The 19,469-nt window shown below is 62.5% G+C and carries 18 protein-coding genes; 5 read left to right on the top strand and 13 right to left on the bottom strand.

Annotated features, from left to right (window positions below; translation table 11 throughout):
* Positions 1–58: 58 nt before the first annotated feature.
* Entirely contained in the window at positions 59–400 is a 342-nt protein-coding gene (locus tag FDP25_RS02915; RefSeq protein WP_154148759.1) for a DUF427 domain-containing protein, read from the top strand.
* Between the two features lie 127 nt (positions 401–527).
* On the opposite strand, the gene FDP25_RS02920 is transcribed toward FDP25_RS02915, so the two are convergent.
* The 5 genes from FDP25_RS02920 to FDP25_RS02940 form a co-directional block, all read right to left on the bottom strand.
* Positions 528–1,499 (bottom strand): FAD:protein FMN transferase, encoded by a 972-nt coding sequence (locus tag FDP25_RS02920; RefSeq protein ID WP_154148761.1) that lies wholly within the window; start codon positions 1,497–1,499, stop codon positions 528–530.
* Positions 1,480–3,687 carry a PepSY domain-containing protein gene (locus FDP25_RS02925; protein ID WP_154148763.1) on the bottom strand — a complete coding sequence of 736 codons (2,208 nt, stop codon included), beginning with the start codon at positions 3,685–3,687 and terminating at the stop codon, positions 1,480–1,482. The genes FDP25_RS02920 and FDP25_RS02925 overlap by 20 nt, the downstream gene beginning before the upstream one ends.
* A gap of 11 nt (positions 3,688–3,698) precedes the next feature.
* The gene (locus tag FDP25_RS02930) at positions 3,699–4,169 is read right to left on the bottom strand and encodes a DUF2271 domain-containing protein (protein ID WP_154148765.1); all 471 of its coding nucleotides are present in this window, start codon (positions 4,167–4,169) and stop codon (positions 3,699–3,701) included.
* 37 nt (positions 4,170–4,206) lie between these two features.
* Positions 4,207–4,587, bottom strand: a complete 381-nt coding sequence (locus FDP25_RS02935) for a PepSY domain-containing protein (protein WP_154148767.1) — start codon at positions 4,585–4,587, stop codon at positions 4,207–4,209.
* A gap of 179 nt (positions 4,588–4,766) precedes the next feature.
* Positions 4,767–5,084: a PepSY domain-containing protein gene (locus tag FDP25_RS02940; RefSeq protein WP_154148769.1), complete on the bottom strand. Its 318-nt coding sequence runs from the start codon at positions 5,082–5,084 to the stop codon at positions 4,767–4,769.
* A gap of 144 nt (positions 5,085–5,228) precedes the next feature.
* On the opposite strand from FDP25_RS02940, the gene FDP25_RS02945 reads away from it, so the two are divergent.
* A complete protein-coding gene (locus FDP25_RS02945; RefSeq protein ID WP_154148771.1) occupies positions 5,229–5,888 on the top strand; it encodes a response regulator transcription factor in 660 nt (219 codons plus the stop codon).
* The gene (locus tag FDP25_RS02950; protein WP_154148773.1) at positions 5,885–7,228 is read left to right on the top strand and encodes an ATP-binding protein; all 1,344 of its coding nucleotides are present in this window, start codon (positions 5,885–5,887) and stop codon (positions 7,226–7,228) included. Before FDP25_RS02945 ends, FDP25_RS02950 begins: the two co-directional genes overlap by 4 nt.
* Before the next feature lie 242 nt (positions 7,229–7,470).
* On the opposite strand, the gene FDP25_RS02955 is transcribed toward FDP25_RS02950, so the two are convergent.
* Entirely contained in the window at positions 7,471–9,159 is a 1,689-nt protein-coding gene (locus FDP25_RS02955) for a chloride channel protein (RefSeq protein WP_154148775.1), read from the bottom strand.
* Positions 9,160–9,242: 83 nt separating this feature from the next.
* Here FDP25_RS02955 and FDP25_RS02960 point away from each other — a divergent pair, with 83 nt between their 5' ends.
* Entirely contained in the window at positions 9,243–10,619 is a 1,377-nt protein-coding gene (locus tag FDP25_RS02960) for an FAD-binding oxidoreductase (RefSeq protein ID WP_154148777.1), read from the top strand.
* 5 nt (positions 10,620–10,624) lie between these two features.
* Here FDP25_RS02960 and FDP25_RS02965 read toward each other — a convergent pair whose 3' ends face one another.
* Complete coding sequence (locus FDP25_RS02965; RefSeq protein WP_154148779.1) at positions 10,625–11,521, bottom strand: DMT family transporter; 897 nt, start codon at positions 11,519–11,521, stop codon at positions 10,625–10,627.
* Between the two features lie 122 nt (positions 11,522–11,643).
* Between FDP25_RS02965 and FDP25_RS02970 the strand changes: the two genes are divergently transcribed.
* Positions 11,644–12,486 carry a helix-turn-helix domain-containing protein gene (locus FDP25_RS02970; protein WP_154148781.1) on the top strand — a complete coding sequence of 281 codons (843 nt, stop codon included), beginning with the start codon at positions 11,644–11,646 and terminating at the stop codon, positions 12,484–12,486.
* On the opposite strand, the gene recN is transcribed toward FDP25_RS02970, so the two are convergent.
* The 6 genes from recN to ftsA all read right to left on the bottom strand — a co-directional run bounded on the left by recN (position 12,483) and on the right by ftsA (position 19,469).
* Positions 12,483–14,129, bottom strand: coding sequence for a DNA repair protein RecN (recN, locus tag FDP25_RS02975; protein WP_154148783.1), 1,647 nt, complete (start codon positions 14,127–14,129; stop codon positions 12,483–12,485). The genes FDP25_RS02970 and recN overlap by 4 nt on opposite strands.
* 40 nt (positions 14,130–14,169) lie before the next feature.
* Positions 14,170–15,021 (bottom strand): outer membrane protein assembly factor BamD, encoded by an 852-nt coding sequence (locus FDP25_RS02980; protein WP_154148785.1) that lies wholly within the window; start codon positions 15,019–15,021, stop codon positions 14,170–14,172.
* A 112-nt stretch (positions 15,022–15,133) separates the two neighbouring features.
* A complete protein-coding gene (gene lpxC, locus FDP25_RS02985) occupies positions 15,134–16,054 on the bottom strand; it encodes a UDP-3-O-acyl-N-acetylglucosamine deacetylase (RefSeq protein WP_343032064.1) in 921 nt (306 codons plus the stop codon).
* 61 nt (positions 16,055–16,115) lie between these two features.
* Positions 16,116–16,304, bottom strand: a complete 189-nt coding sequence (locus FDP25_RS17025; protein ID WP_172982736.1) for a hypothetical protein — start codon at positions 16,302–16,304, stop codon at positions 16,116–16,118.
* Positions 16,305–16,314: 10 nt separating this feature from the next.
* Positions 16,315–17,946: a cell division protein FtsZ gene (gene ftsZ / locus FDP25_RS02990; RefSeq protein WP_154148789.1), complete on the bottom strand. Its 1,632-nt coding sequence runs from the start codon at positions 17,944–17,946 to the stop codon at positions 16,315–16,317.
* A gap of 188 nt (positions 17,947–18,134) precedes the next feature.
* Positions 18,135–19,469, bottom strand: a complete 1,335-nt coding sequence (gene ftsA, locus FDP25_RS02995; RefSeq protein WP_154148791.1) for a cell division protein FtsA — start codon at positions 19,467–19,469, stop codon at positions 18,135–18,137.

Raw genomic sequence — 19,469 nt, forward strand, 5'->3', positions numbered from 1 at the left:
TAACAATTCCCCGGCACAGCAAGGCATGACCACCCGAAATGACGTAGAAGGAAACAGCATGACCGATATCAAAATCCGGAAAGCAGAAGGCACATGGGTTGTCCGCGCAGGCGGTGCCGTTCTGGCCGAATCCAAGAACGCGCTGGAATTGTCCGAGGATGGCTACCCCAATGTCATCTACTTCCCGCAAGAGGATATCGCCATGGCCTTCCTCGACGAAAGCGACCACCGCACCACCTGCCCCCACAAGGGCGAGGCGCGCTATTACTCCATCGTCACCAAAAGCCAGACTCTGAAAAACGCCGCCTGGAGTTATGATGACCCCAAAGCAAGCGTCGACCGCATCAAGAACCACCTTGCCTTTTATCCCGGTGAAACACTGGCAGTAGAGCGCGTATAACCGAACCGGATGGCATGAACAGCGGCGGTCAGACCACAAGGCCCAGGTGAAGGCCGGGTATGGCCCGCCGCGGAATGTCCTTCTCGATATGGTCGGTTTTCACTGTTTCCATTCAGGTCACACGCCATCAGGCGCGAGCGGTCGCCGCTGACGCTTCGGAAAACAGCGGCCCGGCTCCCACGCCCCTTGCGCGTCCTTCGTCATCACGCAGGAGGAACAGCGCGTCCAGTCCGCGTTGCCTTGCCAATGCCAGGCCCGCCTCAGAACCAAGAACCATAAGCGCCGTCGCCCAGGCATCGGCCTCGGTACAACTGCGGGCGACAACGGTCACCGACGCTGGCGACGCAATCAGGGGGGCCCCGCGCCTTGGGTCCATCGTGTGCGACAAGCGTCGCCCCTGCACCTCGACCCAGTGGCGGTAATCACCGGAAGTCGCCACGCCAGCGTCCTCAAGCGTAAGGACCGAATGAGGTGTCCGGCACGACGCATCCGGCGCCTCGACCGCGATGGTCCATGCCTCTCCATCCGGTCGAAGGCCCATCGCGTGCATCTCGCCGTCAATCCCGACAAGAGCATCGGTGATCCCGTGCTCCCTCAGTGTCTCGGCCAGACAATCGACTCCATACCCCTTGGCAATGCCGTTTAGATCAATGGTGATCGGTTCGATCTTGCGCACATGGGGGCCAGACATTTCCAACACCTCATGCGCCGGGTGCCGTGTGGCGGCCATTGCCGTACGGATATCCGCAGGCGCGGCAGCCTCTGGGCCGAACCCCCATGCCGTCACCGCATCGCCCATACCGATGTCAAAGGCGCCATCCGTGGCGCGCCCGATCTCAAGACCCAGACGCAGGACATGCTCAAGGCGCTCAGGAATCGCCACCCAGTCGCCCACCGCTGCCGCATTGAGCCGCATCAGGTCGCTGTCAGGCTTCCATGTCGACATCTGTGCATCCACCTCATCGACAGCAGCCTGAAGCGCGACCTTAATTGCGTCCCTGTCAAATCCGGGGTCCCGGAAAAACAGCGCGGACCACCGCGTGCCCATGGTCGGGCCGTTCAGGGCAACGCGCATCATCTCAGTAGACATCTTCGACATACCGCCCCTCCGCTTTCAAAACAGCAGGCGAAAGCCCACAGGGCGCAAGAATCTCGGCCATCGTATCGGCCACGCCGGTCGCCATGTCGCGACCGCCACAGACCATCACGCGCGCGCCACCACGGATAAGCCGGGAAACCTCGGCGGCATCACGACGCAGCGCATCTTGCACATAATGGGGCCGCGCCCCACGTGAGACAGCCGTGACCAGCCGGGTCAGACGACCCTCCCCCTTCCAGACGGGCATCTCTTCTTCATAAAAGAAGTCGCTGTCATGATGGCGCATCCCGAAGAAAAGATGAACAGGCCGCTTTCGTGCATTTCCACGCACGAAGCCTGCAAGCGGCCCAATCCCGGTTCCGGCCCCGATCAGGATCAGCGGCGCGCGCCCCCTGCCCGGACGGAAGCCGGGGTTGCGACGCAAAAAGGCCGTCACACTATCGCCGGGCTCCAGTGCCATAAGCTGCCCCGAGCAAAGCCCCCCCGAGTGCTTTTTCACAACGATTTCGATACTCCCATCTCGGTGTCCAGTGGCCAGCGAATAGAACCGTGGAACGGTACTGCCCTCAGGCAGAACGCCGATCAGGTCTCCGGCCTTGAACCGGGAAAACCCCGCACCGGTCAACCGCTGCCAAAAGGTGACGCGCGGCATGGCGAAACGAAGGATCGCCGTCGGGGCCTGCACCTCAGCGCCATAGTCCCGGCGTGAGACAAGGGTCAACCTCTGCGTCACGGGCAAGACGGGCCTATGCGACAGTTCAAGGTCAACCCCGAGGACCGCTCCAAGCGCCCGCCCCCACCGCGCGAAATCCTGCGGGGATTGACGATCAACCGTGTCGAGCGGCAGAAGTTCAGGCCAGCCCTTTGCCTTCGTCTCCGCGGCGACGGTCTCGGCAAAGGCACAGTAGGCCGGAAAGCTACGGTCGCCAAAGCCGAGCACGGCCAAAGGAATATCGCGCGCCTGCTCAGTCGCGCGCAAACGGTCGAGGAACCCCTTGCCCGAGGCGGGCGCGTCCCCGTCACCATACGTCGCGGCAAGCACGATGATCCGGTCGGCATTTTGGTAGCGCGCCGGTGCAAAGCCCGACATCGGGCCGACATGCACACTCTGACCGGCCTCTGTCAGCGCGGCGTGAAGCGTCGCGGCAAAGCCCCATGTGCTCCCCCCCTCGCTGCCGACAAGAAGGATCGTCTGGGCGCGCGCAGCGGCCTGATTGCCACGAATACGCGGGCGCCCCCGCCGTCCGGCAAGCCAGATAAGAAAGCCGCTCACCCCCATGACCGGAACGCCCAGGGCCATGACCCCGAGCACAAGACCGAGTACCGCAGCACCCTGCCCCGTGTGCAACATATAAATGGTTTCAGACAGACGCGCCCATCCGGTCAGGTCGGCCCATGCCAACAGCGCACCTGTCCCCTGATCGAGATACCCGGTTCCCCGGTCTGTCTTCAGCGTAAAGACATCCGTGGCATCCCCCGGATAGGGAAAGCTCAATTCGCGCAGGTCGGTGACGGGCGTCTGCCGCAAGGTGGTCATCTTATCGGGAACGGCTCCCGTTTGCCCACTAATGTTTGCCGGCAAGGCAGGCAAGGCACTGCCGTCGGGAAGCAGATCGAAGGTCGAAGCCGTCATCCAGAGGGCCGTGATCGACGAAAGAACAAGGCCAATCACCGCGACCCGGGCGACCTCGACATGCAATCGGCCGGCAATCGGTCCACGCAGAGAGGTGAACCAGTGCCGCCAACCACCTACCCGCCGCGCGACAAGCGCCGCACCCGAAATCGACAGGGCCAGCATCGCCGCAGCCCCCGCCGCCATGGCGATACGCCCGCCATCTCCAAGGAACAATGACCGATGCAACTTGGTCAGCCAGCGTTCGGTCTTGTTCGGGTCAGCCGAAGCCACACCTTGCCCGGTCGCGGGGTCGATCACGGCGGCCCCCGGTGTCCCCTGGTCGAACCAATAAGCCGTGATCCGGCCCGAGGGCGAGCGGCGGATCTGCTCTACCCCCGGATAAACAGCCTGAACGCGCCCCACCAGTGAGGCAACCGTCAGACCGGCCTCCGCCTGCGGCGCGGCAATGCGCTCCGCCGCAGGAAAGACCGACAACGCCGCGCCGCTCAGGGCAAGCAGACTGACAAGCACGAGGGCCAAAAGACCCGGCCAACGATGGAAGGAACGGATCATGGCCTGCCTCCTCACATGTCGTAGGCGAAGCTGGCGATGTAACGGCGCCCACGTGCTGGCACACCCGCGCCATCGGTCGTGAGCGGCACCGCCACCTCGTTCGGGCTATCGCGCATATCCTCGACCGCAGCATCGATATGGAGCGTATACCCCGCATCGAACAGCGCGTCGGCCAGATCAAGCGTGATCTCAAGCGTCCGGCCCGCACCGACGCTGGCGCCGGTGATTCCATTGACCTGCCCCGTGTCTCCGCCCGTGGCGCGGCTCCAGTCGCTCAGATGCTCATAGTATTTCGACTTGCCACCAGCCATCCAAAGACTGCCGACATAGGCCCCCGAAGCATCGGTGACATACAGCGCCAGATAGGCCCCGTCGCCACCATAATTGTTCAACTTGGTGGTCAATGTGACCGGCTTGGCCAATGCAAGACCGGGAAGCGTGAGCGCCGTGGTAAGCGCAAGCGATGCAAGTAGCGATTTCATCGGATTCATCCTTTTCGACAATTGACTGTGAAGCGGCTCAGTTCACTTGAACCTTGGGAGGCGCGCCATCGCCAAACAGACCGTTCTGCGGCGGGGCAACGGTACCGGCGGGCGCCGGGTTGCGGGCACCGCCCTCGTCGTCGTCGTCATCCTCGTATTCCATCTCGACAACCCGGAGCGTCGCCGGATCGAGTTTCACCTCGACCCTCCGGTTGCTGCTGTCGCGGCCCTCGATCTCATAGCATCCATCGTCGACCTCGAAGTCACGCACGGTCCAGCCGTTCTTCTCGGCCACCTGCATCGCAGCCTCCCGCGATTGCCACGTATCGCGGGGGGCATAGCACTCATCATCATCCGCAAGCACGGCGCCCGCGGGCAGGGTTGCTAATAGGGAAAAGGCAATCAGGGTCTTTCTCATGGCAGGGTCTCCTTTCATCTGCTGGGTACAATCTGAAGACCCGACCTGAGGGCTTCCTGACGATCCGACGAATTCCTCTTCAGCTTGCCGTCAGAAAGAAAAAGGCCCCGCCGGGGAAGCGGGGCCAGTTGCAGCCGAAGGGACGATCGGCCTTGCAGGGAGGTATCACTCATCCTCCCTTAGTCACGGTCGCGACGGTCATCATCATCGTCGTCATCATCATCATCGTCGTCCTCGTATTCGAACTCGATCATCTGAAGCGTGGAAGGATGAACAGTCACCTCGATTCTGCGCCCATTCGCATCGCGACCGTCGATTTCATAACACCCATCGTCGATCTTGATCCGCCGCACCGTCCATCCATTCTCCGCGGCCAGCCGGGCAACGGCGTCTCGCGGCTGCCAGTCAGCCATCGGCACGAAACAATCATCGTCCGCCAATGCCCCACCGGCCGGAAAAACCGCAAGAATGCCGAGAATTGTCAATGTCGTCTTCATGGGCCAAACTCCTCATGGCTCGCCTCTTGATGCGTTGATGCACTGCCAAGCTTACAACAGCCTGAAGGGGCCTGCCCCCCCTCTTCAGCTTCACGTCAGCCAGACAGGTCAAGCAAGGGGCACCGAAACAGGACAGGAACGACCATGCGCATTCTGCTGATTGAAGACGATACGACACTCGGGGCCGCGGTGCGTGATCAAATCGATGCCGATGGACACTCGGTGGACTGGGTGACGCGGCTGGATGCCTCCGCCGACGCGCTAAGCGCCACATCCTATGACCTGATCCTGCTCGACCTCATGCTACCGGATGGGCGTGGTGTCGTTTTCCTCAAGGACTTGCGCGCGCGGGGCGATGTGACGCCGGTCATCATCCTGACAGCCCTCGATCAGGTCTCGGACCGGATCGAGGGGTTGAACGCAGGGGCCGACGACTATCTGGTGAAACCCTACGATCTGGCCGAACTGTCCGCCCGGATCGGATCGGTCGCCCGACGTTACAGCGGCAACCCGAACCCGATCGTCAGCCATGGATCACTGGACATCGACCTCGCCGCGCGCAGCATTCACCGCGATGGCAAGCCCGTCCCGCTGACTGCCCGCGAGTGGGCACTGTTCGAAGCCTTCCTGTCTCGCCCCGGGCAACTCCTGTCCAAGCCCCAACTGGAAGAAAAGCTCTACGCCTTCGACTCGGACATCGAAAGCAACACAATCGAAGTCCACATCAGCCGCCTTCGCAAGAAGCTCGGAAGCGCCGTCATCGAAACCGAGCGCGGCATGGGCTACAGGCTGGGCAGGCCATGAAGTGGCCGGCAAGCCTTCAGGCACGGCTCGGGCTGTCGCTCGGCCTTGTGCTGGCGATTGTCTGGCTTCTGGCCGCAACGGTCACAGCCGTGATCGTCCGGGGCGAAATGGACGAGGTCTTCGACAGCGCCCTGCGCGAGACGGCCGAACGCATCCTGCCGCTGGCCGTGACCGACATCGTTGGACGGGAAGATCAGGGCGTGACTCAGCGGCTTGCATCGGTCCGGGAGCACGACGAATTTTTCACTTATCTGGTCCGCGATGCTGAGGGCCGCATCCTTCTGCAATCCCACGCGGCAGACACCACAGTCTTCCCGCCCTATGAGGCGCCGGGGTTTCGACAGACCGCCACCCATCGCCTCTACAGTGACGCGGCGCTACAAGGGTCGATCCGTATCACCGTGGCCGAACCCCTGGCACATCGCGCGTCGGTCGCGCGGGAAATCCAGATGGGCCTTGGCTTGCCGTTGCTGATTGTGCTGCCCATCGCTCTTGTCGCCATCATCCTCGCCGTCCGCTTCAGCCTCGCTCCCCTGCGCCGTTTTCGGACGCGGCTTGAGGCCCGTGGCGCCCACGACCTGTCACAAGTGCCTGCCGACGACTTGCCAACGGAAATCGGCCCGCTGTCCGAAACCCTGAACAGCCTTCTGGCCCGGTTACGTGACGCATTCGAGGCCGAGCGCAGCTTTGCCGCAAGCGCCGCGCATGAACTGAGGACACCACTGGCAGGTGCCATCGCGCAGGCACAGCGGCTTCGCTCCGAGACACAAGATCCAACCACTGACGCACGCGCCGCTGAAATCGAGGCCACACTCAAGCGGCTCACACGGCTGTCGGAACGCCTGATGCAGCTTGCCCGAGCAGAAGGTGGACGCCTGCGGAAAGACGAATGCGCGGATTTACGCGCCATCGCGCAGGTCGTGGTGGATGAGATCAGACGCACCGACGCGCCGGACCGGATCACGCTGACTCTGCCGGGCACGCCCGTCATGTCAGACATTGACCCCGATGCCTTCGCCATTCTCTGCCGAAACCTCGTTGAAAACGCCCTGCGGCACGGGACAAAGACCGCACCAGTCGACGTAACCTTGACGGCGGATGGCCGGCTGATCGTGGCAAACGACGGCCCCGTTCTCCCGCGTGACACCCTTGACCGCCTGACAGCGCGCTTCGAACGGGCGAATTCAAACACCGAAGGCAGCGGTCTCGGCCTCGCCATCGTTTCCGCCATCGCGGACCGCATCGGAAGCCCTCTTCGTCTGGAGTCACCGCGTCAGGGGGCATCATCCGGGTTTCAGGCTTCGATCAGGTTACCGGTCGGTCCCCCGGACGGGTCATGAAACGTCAAGGCCAAAACCGTTGCGCCCGCCATCATTAACCATGTCTGAGGGCTGCGCCCCCCTGTCACGCTGTGGCCCGCCAAAACGTACGAAACGCACGTACGTTTCGTACAAAACTCACCGCACGCCCTGTTCATTCCGGGGGGTACGCGGAAAAATACCGATGCGATTCCGACGTTTGACCGACGCGATGCAGCATGGATTTTTCATTGTTTACCATTGCCTTAGCGCTGATTCGGGCGTCAACTGTGCTCTTCCTCGGAGACCGCCGCCAAAGCCCGGTTGTAAGCCTTGAGCGCATCCACGTGGAAAAGCGCCCCCTTCAACTCCGGCGGCTCCCCCTCTCCACTCAGCACGACCACCGGAATGAAAGGCACAGCCGAGCGGTCGAACAGCGGCATCGCCGCCTCCAGTGTGCCGTTCATCCCGATATAAACGCCATCCTCGATCATCTCCCAACAGGCGTCCTCGCTGGCGCCCCGCGGGTGATCCGGCGGGCGCATCAATGGCTCCACCCGGAACATCGCCAGCAAATACGCCTGCGGCCCGGCGGCCAGTTGCGTCCCCCGCCGATCCAATTGTGTGAGGAAAAACGAGCGTTTAACAAGCTTTGAGCCCAGCGCGGTGGACATCGACACCGCCACCATCACGGCCAGCCCCGTCTGCCAGTCGCCCGTAAGCTCGAACACGATCAGCGTCGTGGAAATCGGCGCGCCCAGCACCGCCGCCGCCACGGCGCCCATGCCCGCCAGCGCGTAAAGCGTGGCCTTGCCGGAGACATCCGGGAAGACCCCCGTCGCGATCAGGCCGAAAGCCAACCCCGTCAGGGCCCCCACCATGAGCGAGGGCGAAAACACCCCGCCGCCCATGCGTCCGCCAATGGTTATCGAGACCGCAATGACCTTTAATATAGCGAAAACAATGGCTTCGTGAAGGACAAGCTGTCCGGTCAAAGCCGCCGAGGTGGTCTCGTATCCGACCCCGATGATATGCGGAAATCCAATCGCCAAGCCCCCGACCATGGCCCCGGCAATCATGGGCCGCAGCCAGCGGGGAACGCGCGTGCGCTTTTGCAGGTAACTGGCCATGTCCTCGGCAAAGAGAAGCGAATGCATCAGAACCGTCGCCACCATGCCGCACACAAGGCCCAGCAACAGGAAGGCCGGAAGTTCGACATAGAATTCCAACGCTGTCGTGGTGGGCAGGGCAAACTCGGTAATATCCCCGAATTCCAAGCGGTTGATGATCGTACCGGCCACGCTGGCAATGACGATGGGCGCAAAGGCGTGTACGGCAAAGTGACGCAAGACCACCTCAAGGGCGAACAGGGCCCCGGCAATCGGCGCATTGAAACTGGCCGATACGGCCGCCGCCACCGCGCAGCCCAGCAAATCACGCCCCGTGATCCCGTCGGCATTGATCCGGTCACTCACCCAGCTTGCGATAACACCGGCCATATGCACCACCGGCCCCTCTCGCCCCGAGGAGCCCCCGGTGCCCAGCGTGATCATCGACGCCAGCGCCGAGGCCACCCCCTCGCGTCGCTCGACACGCCCATCGTTCAGGGCGGCCCCCTCAATCACGTCCGAAACCGACCGCACCCGCGCATCATCGGTGAAGTGGTGCAGGATCAACCCGACCACCAGCCCACCAAGGATCGGCACGATCAGCACCCAGTACCACGGCAGGGTTTCGGCCACGGAATGCACCCGGGCCATGTCCTCGGTCCCGTAGACGAGGCCCTGAAGTACGATGATCCCCTTACGAAACAACAGGGCGGCAAAACCTGCGGCGATCCCGATGATAAGGGCGATGAACCAGAACTGGATCTGGCTGGGCCCACGATGCAGCATGACAGACCAGCCATTGCGCAGCGCCGCAATAGCCGCAGCCGCCTTTTTCTTCAGGATGGAATTATCCCTGTCCGTCATGACCCCTGTACCGTCTTATGCGGTCTTTTCATGCCCGCCCCCTTATCCTACTTTGCGCCGAAATCGTTAAGAGGGGCAAGGCCATGCACCATTCCGCCGCATTCACCGAAATTTCCAACCTTCTAGGTGACCGGCTCACACAGTCCAAGTCCGATCTCGACCTGCACGGTCGCAGCGAAAGCCACTTCCCCCCGATGCCGCCCGAGGCCGTGGCCTATCCCGAAACCACAGACGAGGTGGCGCAGATCATGCGCATCTGCGCCAGCCATGATTGCCCCGTTGTTGGCTGGGGGACCGGCACATCGCTCGAAGGGCAGGCACAGGCGCCGCACGGCGGGCTTTGCGTTGATTTTTCCCGTATGAACAAGGTGTTATCCATCCACCCCGAGGATATGGACGTCACCCTGCAACCGGGTGTCACGCGCGAAGCACTGAACACCGAATTGCGCGCGACGGGCCTCTTCTTCCCGGTCGATCCGGGGGCCAATGCCTCGCTTGGCGGGATGGCCGCAACCCGCGCCAGCGGCACAACCGCCGTGCGCTATGGGACCATGCGCGACAACGTGTTGGGGCTTGAGGTCGTCACCGCGACCGGCGAGGTGATCCGCACCGGCACGCGGGCGCGCAAATCTTCGTCCGGGTATGACCTGACCGGGCTTTTCGTGGGGGCCGAGGGCACGCTTGGCCTGATCACCGAACTTACCCTGCGCCTACAGGGACAACCCGAGGCGATCTCAAGCGCGGTCTGCGCCTTCCCCGATGTCGGCAGCGCCGTGGCCTGCGTGATCGACACCATCCAGATGGGCCTGCCCATGGCCCGGATCGAACTGATGGACCCGGCCAGCGTCGCCGCCGTCAATGCCCACTCGGACATGGACCTGCCGGAAACCACTCATCTTTTGCTGGAATTCCACGGCTCTGACTCGGGCGTCACGGAACAGGCCGAAACCTTCGGCGAAATCGCAGCGGAACACGGTGCCAGCGGCTTTGACTGGGCCACCCGACCCGAGGATCGTACCCGCCTCTGGACCATGCGCCACAACGCCTATCACGCCATCCTCGCCAGCCGCCCGGGAAGCCGCGCCGTGGTGACCGACCTTTGCGTGCCGATCTCGAAACTGGCGCAAGCCATCGAGGAAACCCGGACCGACCTGGCCCAAGCCGCCCTCCCCGGCCCGATCCTCGGCCATGTTGGCGACGGCAATTTCCACGCCATCCTGCTGTTCGACGAGGGCGATACGGCAGCTACCGAGCGCGCAAAGGAAGTGCACCACCGCATGGTGCAACGCGCCCTCGCCCTTGGCGGCACCGCCACCGGCGAACATGGCGTGGGCATCGGAAAACGCCCCTATATGAACGAGGAACACGGGGGCAGTTGGGGCCTCATGGGCCAGATAAAACAGGCCCTCGACCCGCAAAACATCCTCAACCCCGGCAAGCTGGTACCGCCAAGGAATTGACGTAGTCACGCGGGCGGCGCGGCCCGACGCCACAAAGGCGCAGGGCCGCGCCAGAACATCACCAGATTTCCGAATAGCGCCACAACCACGCCGATACCGGCCAATGGCGTCCATTCAAAGCCCTCAAGCAAGGTGGACGCCGCCATCGCCACCACAGGGAACAAAACCGTAGCATAACCTGCTTTGGCCGATCCAATCCGCCAAACCAGAACCAGATAGGTTGTGAATCCGATGACGGAGGCAAAAACCGCCAGATAGAGCAGCCCCGCCCAATAAACCGCGCCTTGCGGTAGAACCAAGACCTCTCCTTTGACGGCGAGCATCCCCAACAGTGCCAAGGCCCCGATGGCAAGACCCCATGCATTGGCCAAAAGGGGCGGCACGCCCGAACTGCTGTTGACGCGCGAGGCCATGTTTCCCCACGAAAATATCATGGCGCCCAGCAAGGCCCAGCCGATGCCTGTCATGGTCTCCACCTCGCGCGCCACGGCCAGATCGCGCCAGAACATCAGGCTCACCCCCACGACGCCCAAGACACCGGCAAGACCGACCTGCGCCGTGATCCGCTCGCCAAAGAATACCCGCGCATTGATCGCGTTGAAAATCGACGCCAGCGAGAAAATCACCGCCACCATGCCCGACGGGATCAAGGCTGCCGCATGGTAGAAGGCCACGAAATTGAAGCTGAACAAACACAGCGCCTGCACGACCACGAAACGCCAGCGTGCGGGGCGTCGCAACCGCCCCGTCACCGCCAACCCCGCCAACAAGATCAAAGCGGCAAGTGCCATGCGATAGAACACCGACACATCCAAGGGCACCGGCCCGATCTGTAGCTTGATCGCGTACCAACTCGTCCCCCAGATCAGGACAGTCACGATGAATAAGACGGGTGTGGGCAAGACAGTTCCTCCATGTAGGCCCCTTTCCCCTACCCCCAATCACCACAGGAGGATTGCACGATCTTGCGGTGAAATGCGCCGCGGCCTTTTGCAGGGGCTCCAGACAGGTTAAACTTTCCCACATGCAACAGCGCGTTCCAGATTTCCTTGCCCAAGCGCCAGATGCCCACGCCATCGCGGGTCTTGATCTGGGGCGTGGCTTCAAGGTTGCCATCTGGGAAAACAGCAGCGGCCATATCACCTATGACGGGCCACGGGGCCATACCTTCAGCCTTTACTTGCAGGGTGGCAGCGGCACCAAGCGGTTGGACGCCGGGGCCGTGGCGGGCTTTCCCGGCGCAATCTGCGTCATGCCCGAAGGGCACCGTTCTGAATGGCAGATCACCGCGCCTTTCCGCTTCGTGCACCTCTACGCCCCCGATGATCACCTGCGCGCGGGCTTTGCCCGGATGACAGAGCAAGACGCGCGCCGCCTGTCGGTGCAAGAGGCCACATTCGTCATGTCTCCTAGGCTGGCCGTACCCCTGATGCAAATGGCGCAGGCGGCCACGGCGGGGGATATTCTTTTGGCCGACAGCGCCCTGATCGAGATGCTCGGGCAATTGCCGGACGACACGCGCCCTCTGCACGGTGGCCTTGCGCCCCGCACCCTGCGCCACATCGACGACTGGATCGCGGCCCACCTCGATCAAACCATTCGTCTGGCCGATCTCGCCCGCGTCGCAGACCTGTCAGAGTTTCATTTTCACCGGATGTTTCGCAGCACACGCGGGGTGTCGCCGCACAAATGGATCACCGCCCGTCGCGTTGAATTCGCCAAGGCACGGTTGGCCGGTACCGACAGCCTTTGCCAGATCGCGCAAGACTGCGGGTTTTCCTGTCAGAGCCATCTATCACGGGTGTTTCGTTCAGAAACCGGCCTGACACCGGGGGCCTTCCGCAAACTTGTGCGCACCCACCACTAGCCCATCAGGGCTTGCGCCGCCGCACGGGCCTCTTGCGTGATGGTATCGCCCGAAAGCATCCGTGCGATTTCGTCCACCCTATCGCTGTCCGGCAAGGGCGTGACCGTCGACAGTGTTTGCTCCTCCACCACCTTCTTTTCCACCCGCCAATGATGCGCCCCTTGTGCGGCCACCTGTGGCGAGTGCGTCACCACCAGAACCTGCCCACCCTCGGCCAGTTGCCTGAGCCTGCGGCCCACGGCATCCGCCGTGGCCCCGCCGACGCCGCGGTCGATCTCGTCAAAGATCATGGTCAACCCGCTGTCCGTCCCGGTCAGGCAGACCTTCAGGGCCAATAAGAAGCGGCTCAATTCCCCGCCCGAGGCGATCTTGTTCAAGGGCCCCGCCGGTGCGCCGGGGTTGGTCGCGACAGTGAAGGTCACCGCATCGCGCCCCTCCGGCCCCGGTTCGGCCTCTTCCATCACCGTGGAAAACACCGCGCGCTCCATCTTGAGCGGGGCAAGTTCTTCCATCACGGCCTTGTCCAAAGCCTTGGCCGCCTTGGCCCGTGCCGCACTCAGATCTCCGGCGGCGGCTTCATAGGCGGCCTCGGCCTCCTGCAACGCGCCCTCAAGCGCCTTCAGGTCGGCATCCCCTTGGTCCAAAGCCGCCAGTTTCCCGCGCAAACCCTCGGCGAACGCGCCCAATTCGTCGGGCATCACCCCATGCTTGCGCGCCATGGCCCGAATGGCAAAGAGGCGCTCCTCGCATTCTTCCAGTTCCAGCGGATTGAACGTCAGCCCCTCAAGGCATTGCGTCACACCCTGCGCCGCCTCATCCAGTTCCACCATGGCCCGGCCAATGGCGGCAATCGGCTCATCCAACTGTCCCTCGGCCCGGTCGGCCACACCTTCCAACCAGCGCAGGGCATCCCCCGCCGCGCCCTCGGCCCCGTCCAGCCCAAGCGCAGCCTGGGCGCGGGCAATATCTTCGCGGATTTTCTCGGCCTGCTGCATCAGCCGGCGGCGCGCATCAAGGGCTTCGTCCTCGCCCGGCTGTGGGTCGAGAGTATCCAGTTCCCCCACCGCATGACGCAGGAATTCTTCCTCGGCGCGCACCTCTTCCAGGGCCGCCTGCGCCTTGTCCAAGGCCTTGCGGGCCTCGGCCATGTTCCGCCATCCGGCGCGCACCTTGGCCCGCTGCGCCTCAAGCCCGCCATAGGCATCCAGCAAATCGCGATGCCCGCGCGGGTTCAAAAGCCCCCGGTCGTCATGCTGTCCATGCAGTTCCACCAAAGTGTCCGATAACTGCCGCAGCACCTCACCCGAACAGCGCCGGTCATTGACCCAAGCGGTCTTGCGTCCATCGCGCGTATTGACCCGCCGCAGGATCAATTCCTCGCCCGCAGGCAGGCCCGCTTCCTCCAGAACGGCGCGCGCCGGATGCTCCTCCGGCAGGTCGAACTCGGCCACGACCTCACCCTGCTCGGCCCCTTGGCGCACCAGTTCGGCCCGCCCGCGCCAGCCCAGAACGAAGCCAAGACTATCCAGCAAGATGGATTTGCCCGCGCCGGTTTCCCCGGTCAAAACGTTCAACCCCGGCTGAAACCCCAGCTCGAGGTGGTCAATGATCAGAATGTCCCGAATATCCAGCGCGCGCAGCATCAATGAAACCCGTCAGGCGGGGCCATGCCCCGCCATGCCCTTACAGCCAACGGCCTTGGATCATTTGCCGATACACCTGCCGTAGCCAGTTGTCGCCCGCCGCCTCAAGCGTTAGGCCCTGCCCGGTCAGCATCTTGTAGCTGTCCTCGTACCATTCCGTCCCACGGAAGTTGTGGCCCAGAATCGCACCGGCGGTCCGCGCCTCGTCGGTCAGGCCAAGCGACAGGTAGGCCTCCACCAGGCGATGCAGCGCCTCGGCGGTATGCGTGGTGGTCTGGAAATCCTCCACCACGACGCGGAAACGGTTGATCGCGGCGGTAAAGTGATCACGCTTCAGGTAATAGCGCCCGATCTCCATTTCCTTCGCGGCCAGATGGTTGAAGGCCAGGTCGAACTTCAGGATCGCCGAGCGCGCATATTCACTGTCCGGGTAGGTCTCGATCACCTTGCGCAGCGATTGCAGCGCCTGAAAGGTCAGTCCCTGGTCGCGCCCGACCTCGTCAATCTGATCGTAATAGCTCAATGCCAGAAGATACTGTGCATAGGCCGCATCTTCATCGGTCGGATAAAAATCGATGAACCGCTGCGCGGCGGCGCGGCTGTTCTCGTAATCCTTGTCCTGATGATAGGAATAGGCCTGCATGATCAGGGCACGCTTGGCCCATTCGGAATAGGGGTAAAGCCGCTCGACCTCTCCGAACACTTCGGCGGCAAGATCGGGATCATTGCGCGCAAGGTCATATTCCCCGCGTTCGAAAATCTGCTTGGCGGTGAAGTTTTCATAGTCAACTTCGCCCCGCTCCACGCGGCCATCCTGGCCGCTGCACGCGGACAGGATCAGACCCATCGCGACCACACAAACCAGTTTCGCTCCGGACCTGCGCAACGTCATGCTGGAATCCACCTTCTTTTCGACATGCAAAGGGCCAAGCCCCCCTTAACTCGGAACGGTCCTAGCACATAAATTTCCGGTGCAAAATGACTTTGCGCATTTCCTCACGTGGTCAGGCCACTTCGGGAATTTCGCCCCAATGGACACCAGCACCGGGAAGGCGCTGCGCCATGGACGAGTCGCAGTTCACCCACTCGTAATTCGCAGGGTCGGCAAACAGGGCATGCAACAAGTCATTGGTCAGGGCATGGCCCGCGCGCATCCCCTGATAGTGCCCAAGGATTGGCGCCCCGGCCAAAGCCAGATCACCTAGCGCATCCAGCATCTTGTGACGCACGGCCTCATCGGCATGACGCAAGCCGCCCGGGCTCAACACTTTTTCGCCATCCACGACCACGGCGTTTTCCAAAGTTCCGCCAAGTGCAAGGCCGTTGGCGCGCATCATGTCCACGTCTGCCTTGCGACAGAATGTGCGGCTGGTGCTCAACTCGCGAATGAAACTTCCGTTCGACATATTGAGCGTCTTTTTCTGAACCCCGATCGCCGCATCCTCAAACTCGATTCCGAACTCGATCATAAGCGTGTCATGCGGCGACACGCGGGCCCAGGCCTCGCCACGGGCAACAGAAACCGTTTTCAAAATACGCAGGGCTTTGACCGGACGGTTCAACATCTGAACGCCGCTGGACAGGATCCCACGCACGAATGCATCCGAGCTGCCATCCAAGATCGGCACTTCAGGGCCATCCACTTCGATCAGAGCGTTGTGAATGCCACAGCCCATCAAGGCCGCCATGACATGCTCAACCGTGGAAACGGATACCCCGTCGGCATTCTCGAGGCGCGTGCAAAGCGGCGACTGATGAACCACGTCGAACCGGGCCGCAAGGTCCGCATCCTTGGTCGTGACGTCGACACGCCGAAAGACAATCCCGTGATCCACACCCGCAGGACGAATCGTCAAACACGCAGGAAGCCCGCTATGCAGCCCAACGCCTTGAAACGATACCGATGACTGAATGCTTGTCTGCACGTTCGCCCTCTGAAGCTTATTCATCCTTCAGCGCGTGACCCGTTTGCATGTTGTGCAGGGATTACGCCTGATTAAGGTTAGCAAAGGGTTTAGTGGTCACATCCCTTTGGCTCAACTCAATCTTTGCAACGATATGAAACATGCCATGCACCCGCAGCGGCGGTTTTTCGCCGACCCTGCTGAATCTTCCCACAACTCGTTGATCTAAAACAGAAAAGGCCGCCCAAAGGCGGCCTTTAAAAAAACTCAAGATACGCGCGTTAATTCGCCTGCCGACGCAGGAATGCGGGAATTTCGATCTGTTCGTCTTCTTCTTCCTGTGCCGATTGTTGCGGCTGCGGGGCCTGCATTGTCGGCTGCTGACGCACCGGGCGCGGAGCGGATTCGGCTTCGTGGCTGTGGCCCGTCATCCGGTTGATGAGCGAATTGATACCAAAGCGCGATTTTTCATGCGTTTGCTCTTCACTCGGCTGCTGCGCCTGTGGTTGCGGTTGTTGCGCCGCCGCCGGACGCTGGCCCGGGGCTTTGCTGACAGCATGTTGCAACCGGGCCATGGCCTCGGGCGAGGGGGTGCCGGGGGCCGGAGCCTTCGGCGCGACAAAGGCATCAAGCTGTGCGTCGTCGTCCACTTCGGCCTCGGCCCGGGCAACCGGATCGAACTGTTCCACGCGCGGGGAATAGGCCGGCGGCGGAAGATCGTCCTGCGCGTCTTGCACCGGGGCCTCTTCAAAGATGTCTTCCATCTGGTCCTCGGCGGCGGCACGCTGCGCATCCAGATCATTGAACATGCTGGGCTGTTCTTCGACGCTGCGGGCGGCCACAGGTGCCGGGGCCTCGTCTTCGACCGGGGCCTCTTCCTGCACCTCTGCGGGTCTCAGCGGCTCGGCCAGGCTGCGGCGCGGCACGGGAATGTCGTGGCTGACGTCGCTGGCGTCGATGCCGGTGGCAACAACGCTTACGCGCATGGTGCCGTCCATCGAGGTATCAAGCGTGGAGCCCACGATGATGTTGGCATCGGCATCCACTTCCTCGCGAATGCGGTTCGCGGCCTCGTCCAGCTCGAACAGGGTCAGGTCGTGGCTGCCGGTGATGTTGATCAACACGCCCTTGGCGCCTTTCAGGCTGATCTCGTCCAGCAGCGGGTTGGCGATGGCCTTTTCGGCGGCCTGAACCGCGCGATCTTCGCCCGCGTCCTCGCCGGTGCCCATCATCGCCTTGCCCATCTCGTCCATCACGGCGCGCACATCGGCAAAGTCGAGGTTGATCAGGCCCGGGCGTACCATCAGGTCGGTTACCCCCTTCACACCTTGATACAGCACATCGTCGGCCATGCTGAAGGCTTCGGTGAAGGTTGTCTTTTCGTTGGCCAGACGGAACAGGTTCTGGTTGGGGATGATGATCAGCGTATCGACCATCTTCTGCAGCGCCTCAACACCGTCCTCGGCTTGGCGCATCCGCTTGGCCCCCTCGAACTGGAACGGCTTGGTCACAACGCCCACGGTCAGAACGCCCAGCTCACGCGCGGCCTGCGCGATGATCGGGGCCGCCCCGGTGCCGGTACCGCCACCCATGCCCGCGGTGATGAAACACATATGCGCCCCGGCAAGATGATCGACGATCTGCTCGATGCTTTCTTCGGCCGCGGCCGCCCCGATCGTGGCCTTGGCGCCTGCGCCCAGCCCCTCGGTGACTTTCACACCCAATTGAACGCGATGTTCCGCGTTGCTCTGGGAAAGGGCCTGTGCGTCCGTGTTCGCCACGACGAAATCAACACCCTCGAGGTTCTTCTCGATCATGTTGTTGACGGCATTGCCGCCTGCGCCGCCCACACCGAAAACGGTGATCCGGGGCTTGAGTTCGTCATGTCCGGGCATCGTGAGGTTCAATGTCATTGCTCTGTCCGCCTGCTGTTGTGCCTGTTGCGCCTGTTGTCCCGACAGGCCGTAAAATCCGCGTATATTGGCCTATTCTTACCGATCGTTAACTGCCACGTCACCTAAAAAACACCATAAAACCACAAAATATGGCAAGGTTTTTGCGCTAACACGCGGGATTTCGCCGAAATCACCATATCTTGCGATCACCAGTTGTCCTTAAACCATTTCACGGCCCGCTTCAGAGAGCGCGCCGGATAGCGGTCGACGGGAATCTCGAAATCCCACCATTCGTCCTGTGGATTCGCCGCGAATAGGCACATCCCCACCGCACTGGCAAAGCCCGCTCCGGTCGCCGCCTGCGGCAGCCCATGCACCCGCAAGGGGCGCCCAAGTCGCACTTGCTGACCCAGGATCTTGCTGGCCAATCCGTCCAGTCCGGGAATCTGGCTTCCCCCACCGGTCAGCACGATCTGCTGGCTCGGAAGGTGATCGAACCCGGCGGCATCCAGCCGCGCGCGCACCTCTTCGAGGATTTCCTCGACCCGGGGCCGCATGATGCCGATCAATTCGGCACGGCTGACGGTGCGGCGGTCATGCTCCCAATCGCCGGTCTCGCCCCCGATCTCGATCATCTCGCGGTCATCCATGCCTGTCGCCACGACACCGCCATAGAAGGTCTTGATCCGCTCGGCGGTCGCCTGCGGCACCTGAAGTCCCATGGAAATATCGCCAGTCACATGGTCGCCGCCCATGCGTACACTGTCCGCGTAAATCATGTGCTTCTTGATAAAGATCGAAATGCCCGCACTGCCGCCGCCAAGGTCGATACAGGCTGCACCCAGCTCCTGCTCATCCTCGACCAAGGCCGACACGCCGCTGACATAGGCAGAGCTTGCCAAGCCCGCCAACTCCAGATCGCAACGCTTCACGCAATGCGCAAGGTTCTGGATCGCCGCGCCATCGACCGTCAGCATATGCATATCGGTCGAAAGCTCCTGCCCCATCTGACCGCGCGGATCGCTCAGGCCCGTGCGATGATCCAAGGCGAAATTCACCGGCTGGGCGTGCAGCACCTCGCGCCCCTCGCCGTAATCCGGCACATCGCAGGCACTCAGCACCCGGCTGATGTCCTGCTCGCTGACGGTATGGCCTTCCAGTTCCACCTGCCCGGCAAGCCCATAAGACCGCGGGCTCGCGCCCGAGAAACAGGCGATCACGTGATCCACCCGGATATTGGCCATCTTCTGCGCCGCCTGAACGGCGGTCCGAATGGCGCGCTCGGTCTCGGTCATGGTGTCGATCTCGCCGAAACGCACCCCGCGCGAGCGCGTGGTCGCCGCCCCGATCACCCGGAACCCGGCCTGCCCCGCCATGGCCCCGATACCGTCGGCCTCACGAAGCCGCTCGGTGCCGTCAAACCGCAACACCAAACAGGCGATCTTGGAGGTGCCGACATCCAGAACCGCCACGACACCGCGCTGCATCGCCGCCTTGCGCATGTTGCGCATCGCACGTTGGGATTCATAAAGCTCGATCAT

Origin of the sequence: Roseovarius bejariae (genome assembly GCF_009669325.1) — a bacterium.
Lineage (GTDB): Bacteria > Pseudomonadota > Alphaproteobacteria > Rhodobacterales > Rhodobacteraceae > Roseovarius > Roseovarius bejariae.

Excerpts from the sequence above, each read along its gene's own strand:
- FDP25_RS02960 (WP_154148777.1), top strand. The coding sequence starts at position 9,243 with ATGCACCATTCCGCCGCATTCACCGAAATTTCCAACCTTCTAGGTGAC.
- FDP25_RS02945 (WP_154148771.1), top strand. The coding sequence starts at position 5,229 with ATGCGCATTCTGCTGATTGAAGACGATACGACACTCGGGGCCGCGGTG.
- FDP25_RS02925 (WP_154148763.1), bottom strand. The coding sequence starts at position 3,687 with ATGATCCGTTCCTTCCATCGTTGGCCGGGTCTTTTGGCCCTCGTGCTT.
- ftsA (WP_154148791.1), bottom strand. The coding sequence starts at position 19,469 with ATGATCGAGCTTTATGAATCCCAACGTGCGATGCGCAACATGCGCAAG.
- FDP25_RS02955 (WP_154148775.1), bottom strand. The coding sequence starts at position 9,159 with ATGACGGACAGGGATAATTCCATCCTGAAGAAAAAGGCGGCTGCGGCT.
- FDP25_RS02935 (WP_154148767.1), bottom strand. The coding sequence starts at position 4,587 with ATGAGAAAGACCCTGATTGCCTTTTCCCTATTAGCAACCCTGCCCGCG.
- FDP25_RS02940 (WP_154148769.1), bottom strand. The coding sequence starts at position 5,084 with ATGAAGACGACATTGACAATTCTCGGCATTCTTGCGGTTTTTCCGGCC.
- FDP25_RS02930 (WP_154148765.1), bottom strand. The coding sequence starts at position 4,169 with ATGAAATCGCTACTTGCATCGCTTGCGCTTACCACGGCGCTCACGCTT.
- FDP25_RS02970 (WP_154148781.1), top strand. The coding sequence starts at position 11,644 with ATGCAACAGCGCGTTCCAGATTTCCTTGCCCAAGCGCCAGATGCCCAC.
- recN (WP_154148783.1), bottom strand. The coding sequence starts at position 14,129 with ATGCTGCGCGCGCTGGATATTCGGGACATTCTGATCATTGACCACCTC.
- FDP25_RS02980 (WP_154148785.1), bottom strand. The coding sequence starts at position 15,021 with ATGACGTTGCGCAGGTCCGGAGCGAAACTGGTTTGTGTGGTCGCGATG.
- FDP25_RS02920 (WP_154148761.1), bottom strand. The coding sequence starts at position 1,499 with ATGTCGAAGATGTCTACTGAGATGATGCGCGTTGCCCTGAACGGCCCG.
- FDP25_RS02915 (WP_154148759.1), top strand. The coding sequence starts at position 59 with ATGACCGATATCAAAATCCGGAAAGCAGAAGGCACATGGGTTGTCCGC.
- FDP25_RS02950 (WP_154148773.1), top strand. The coding sequence starts at position 5,885 with ATGAAGTGGCCGGCAAGCCTTCAGGCACGGCTCGGGCTGTCGCTCGGC.
- ftsZ (WP_154148789.1), bottom strand. The coding sequence starts at position 17,946 with ATGACATTGAACCTCACGATGCCCGGACATGACGAACTCAAGCCCCGG.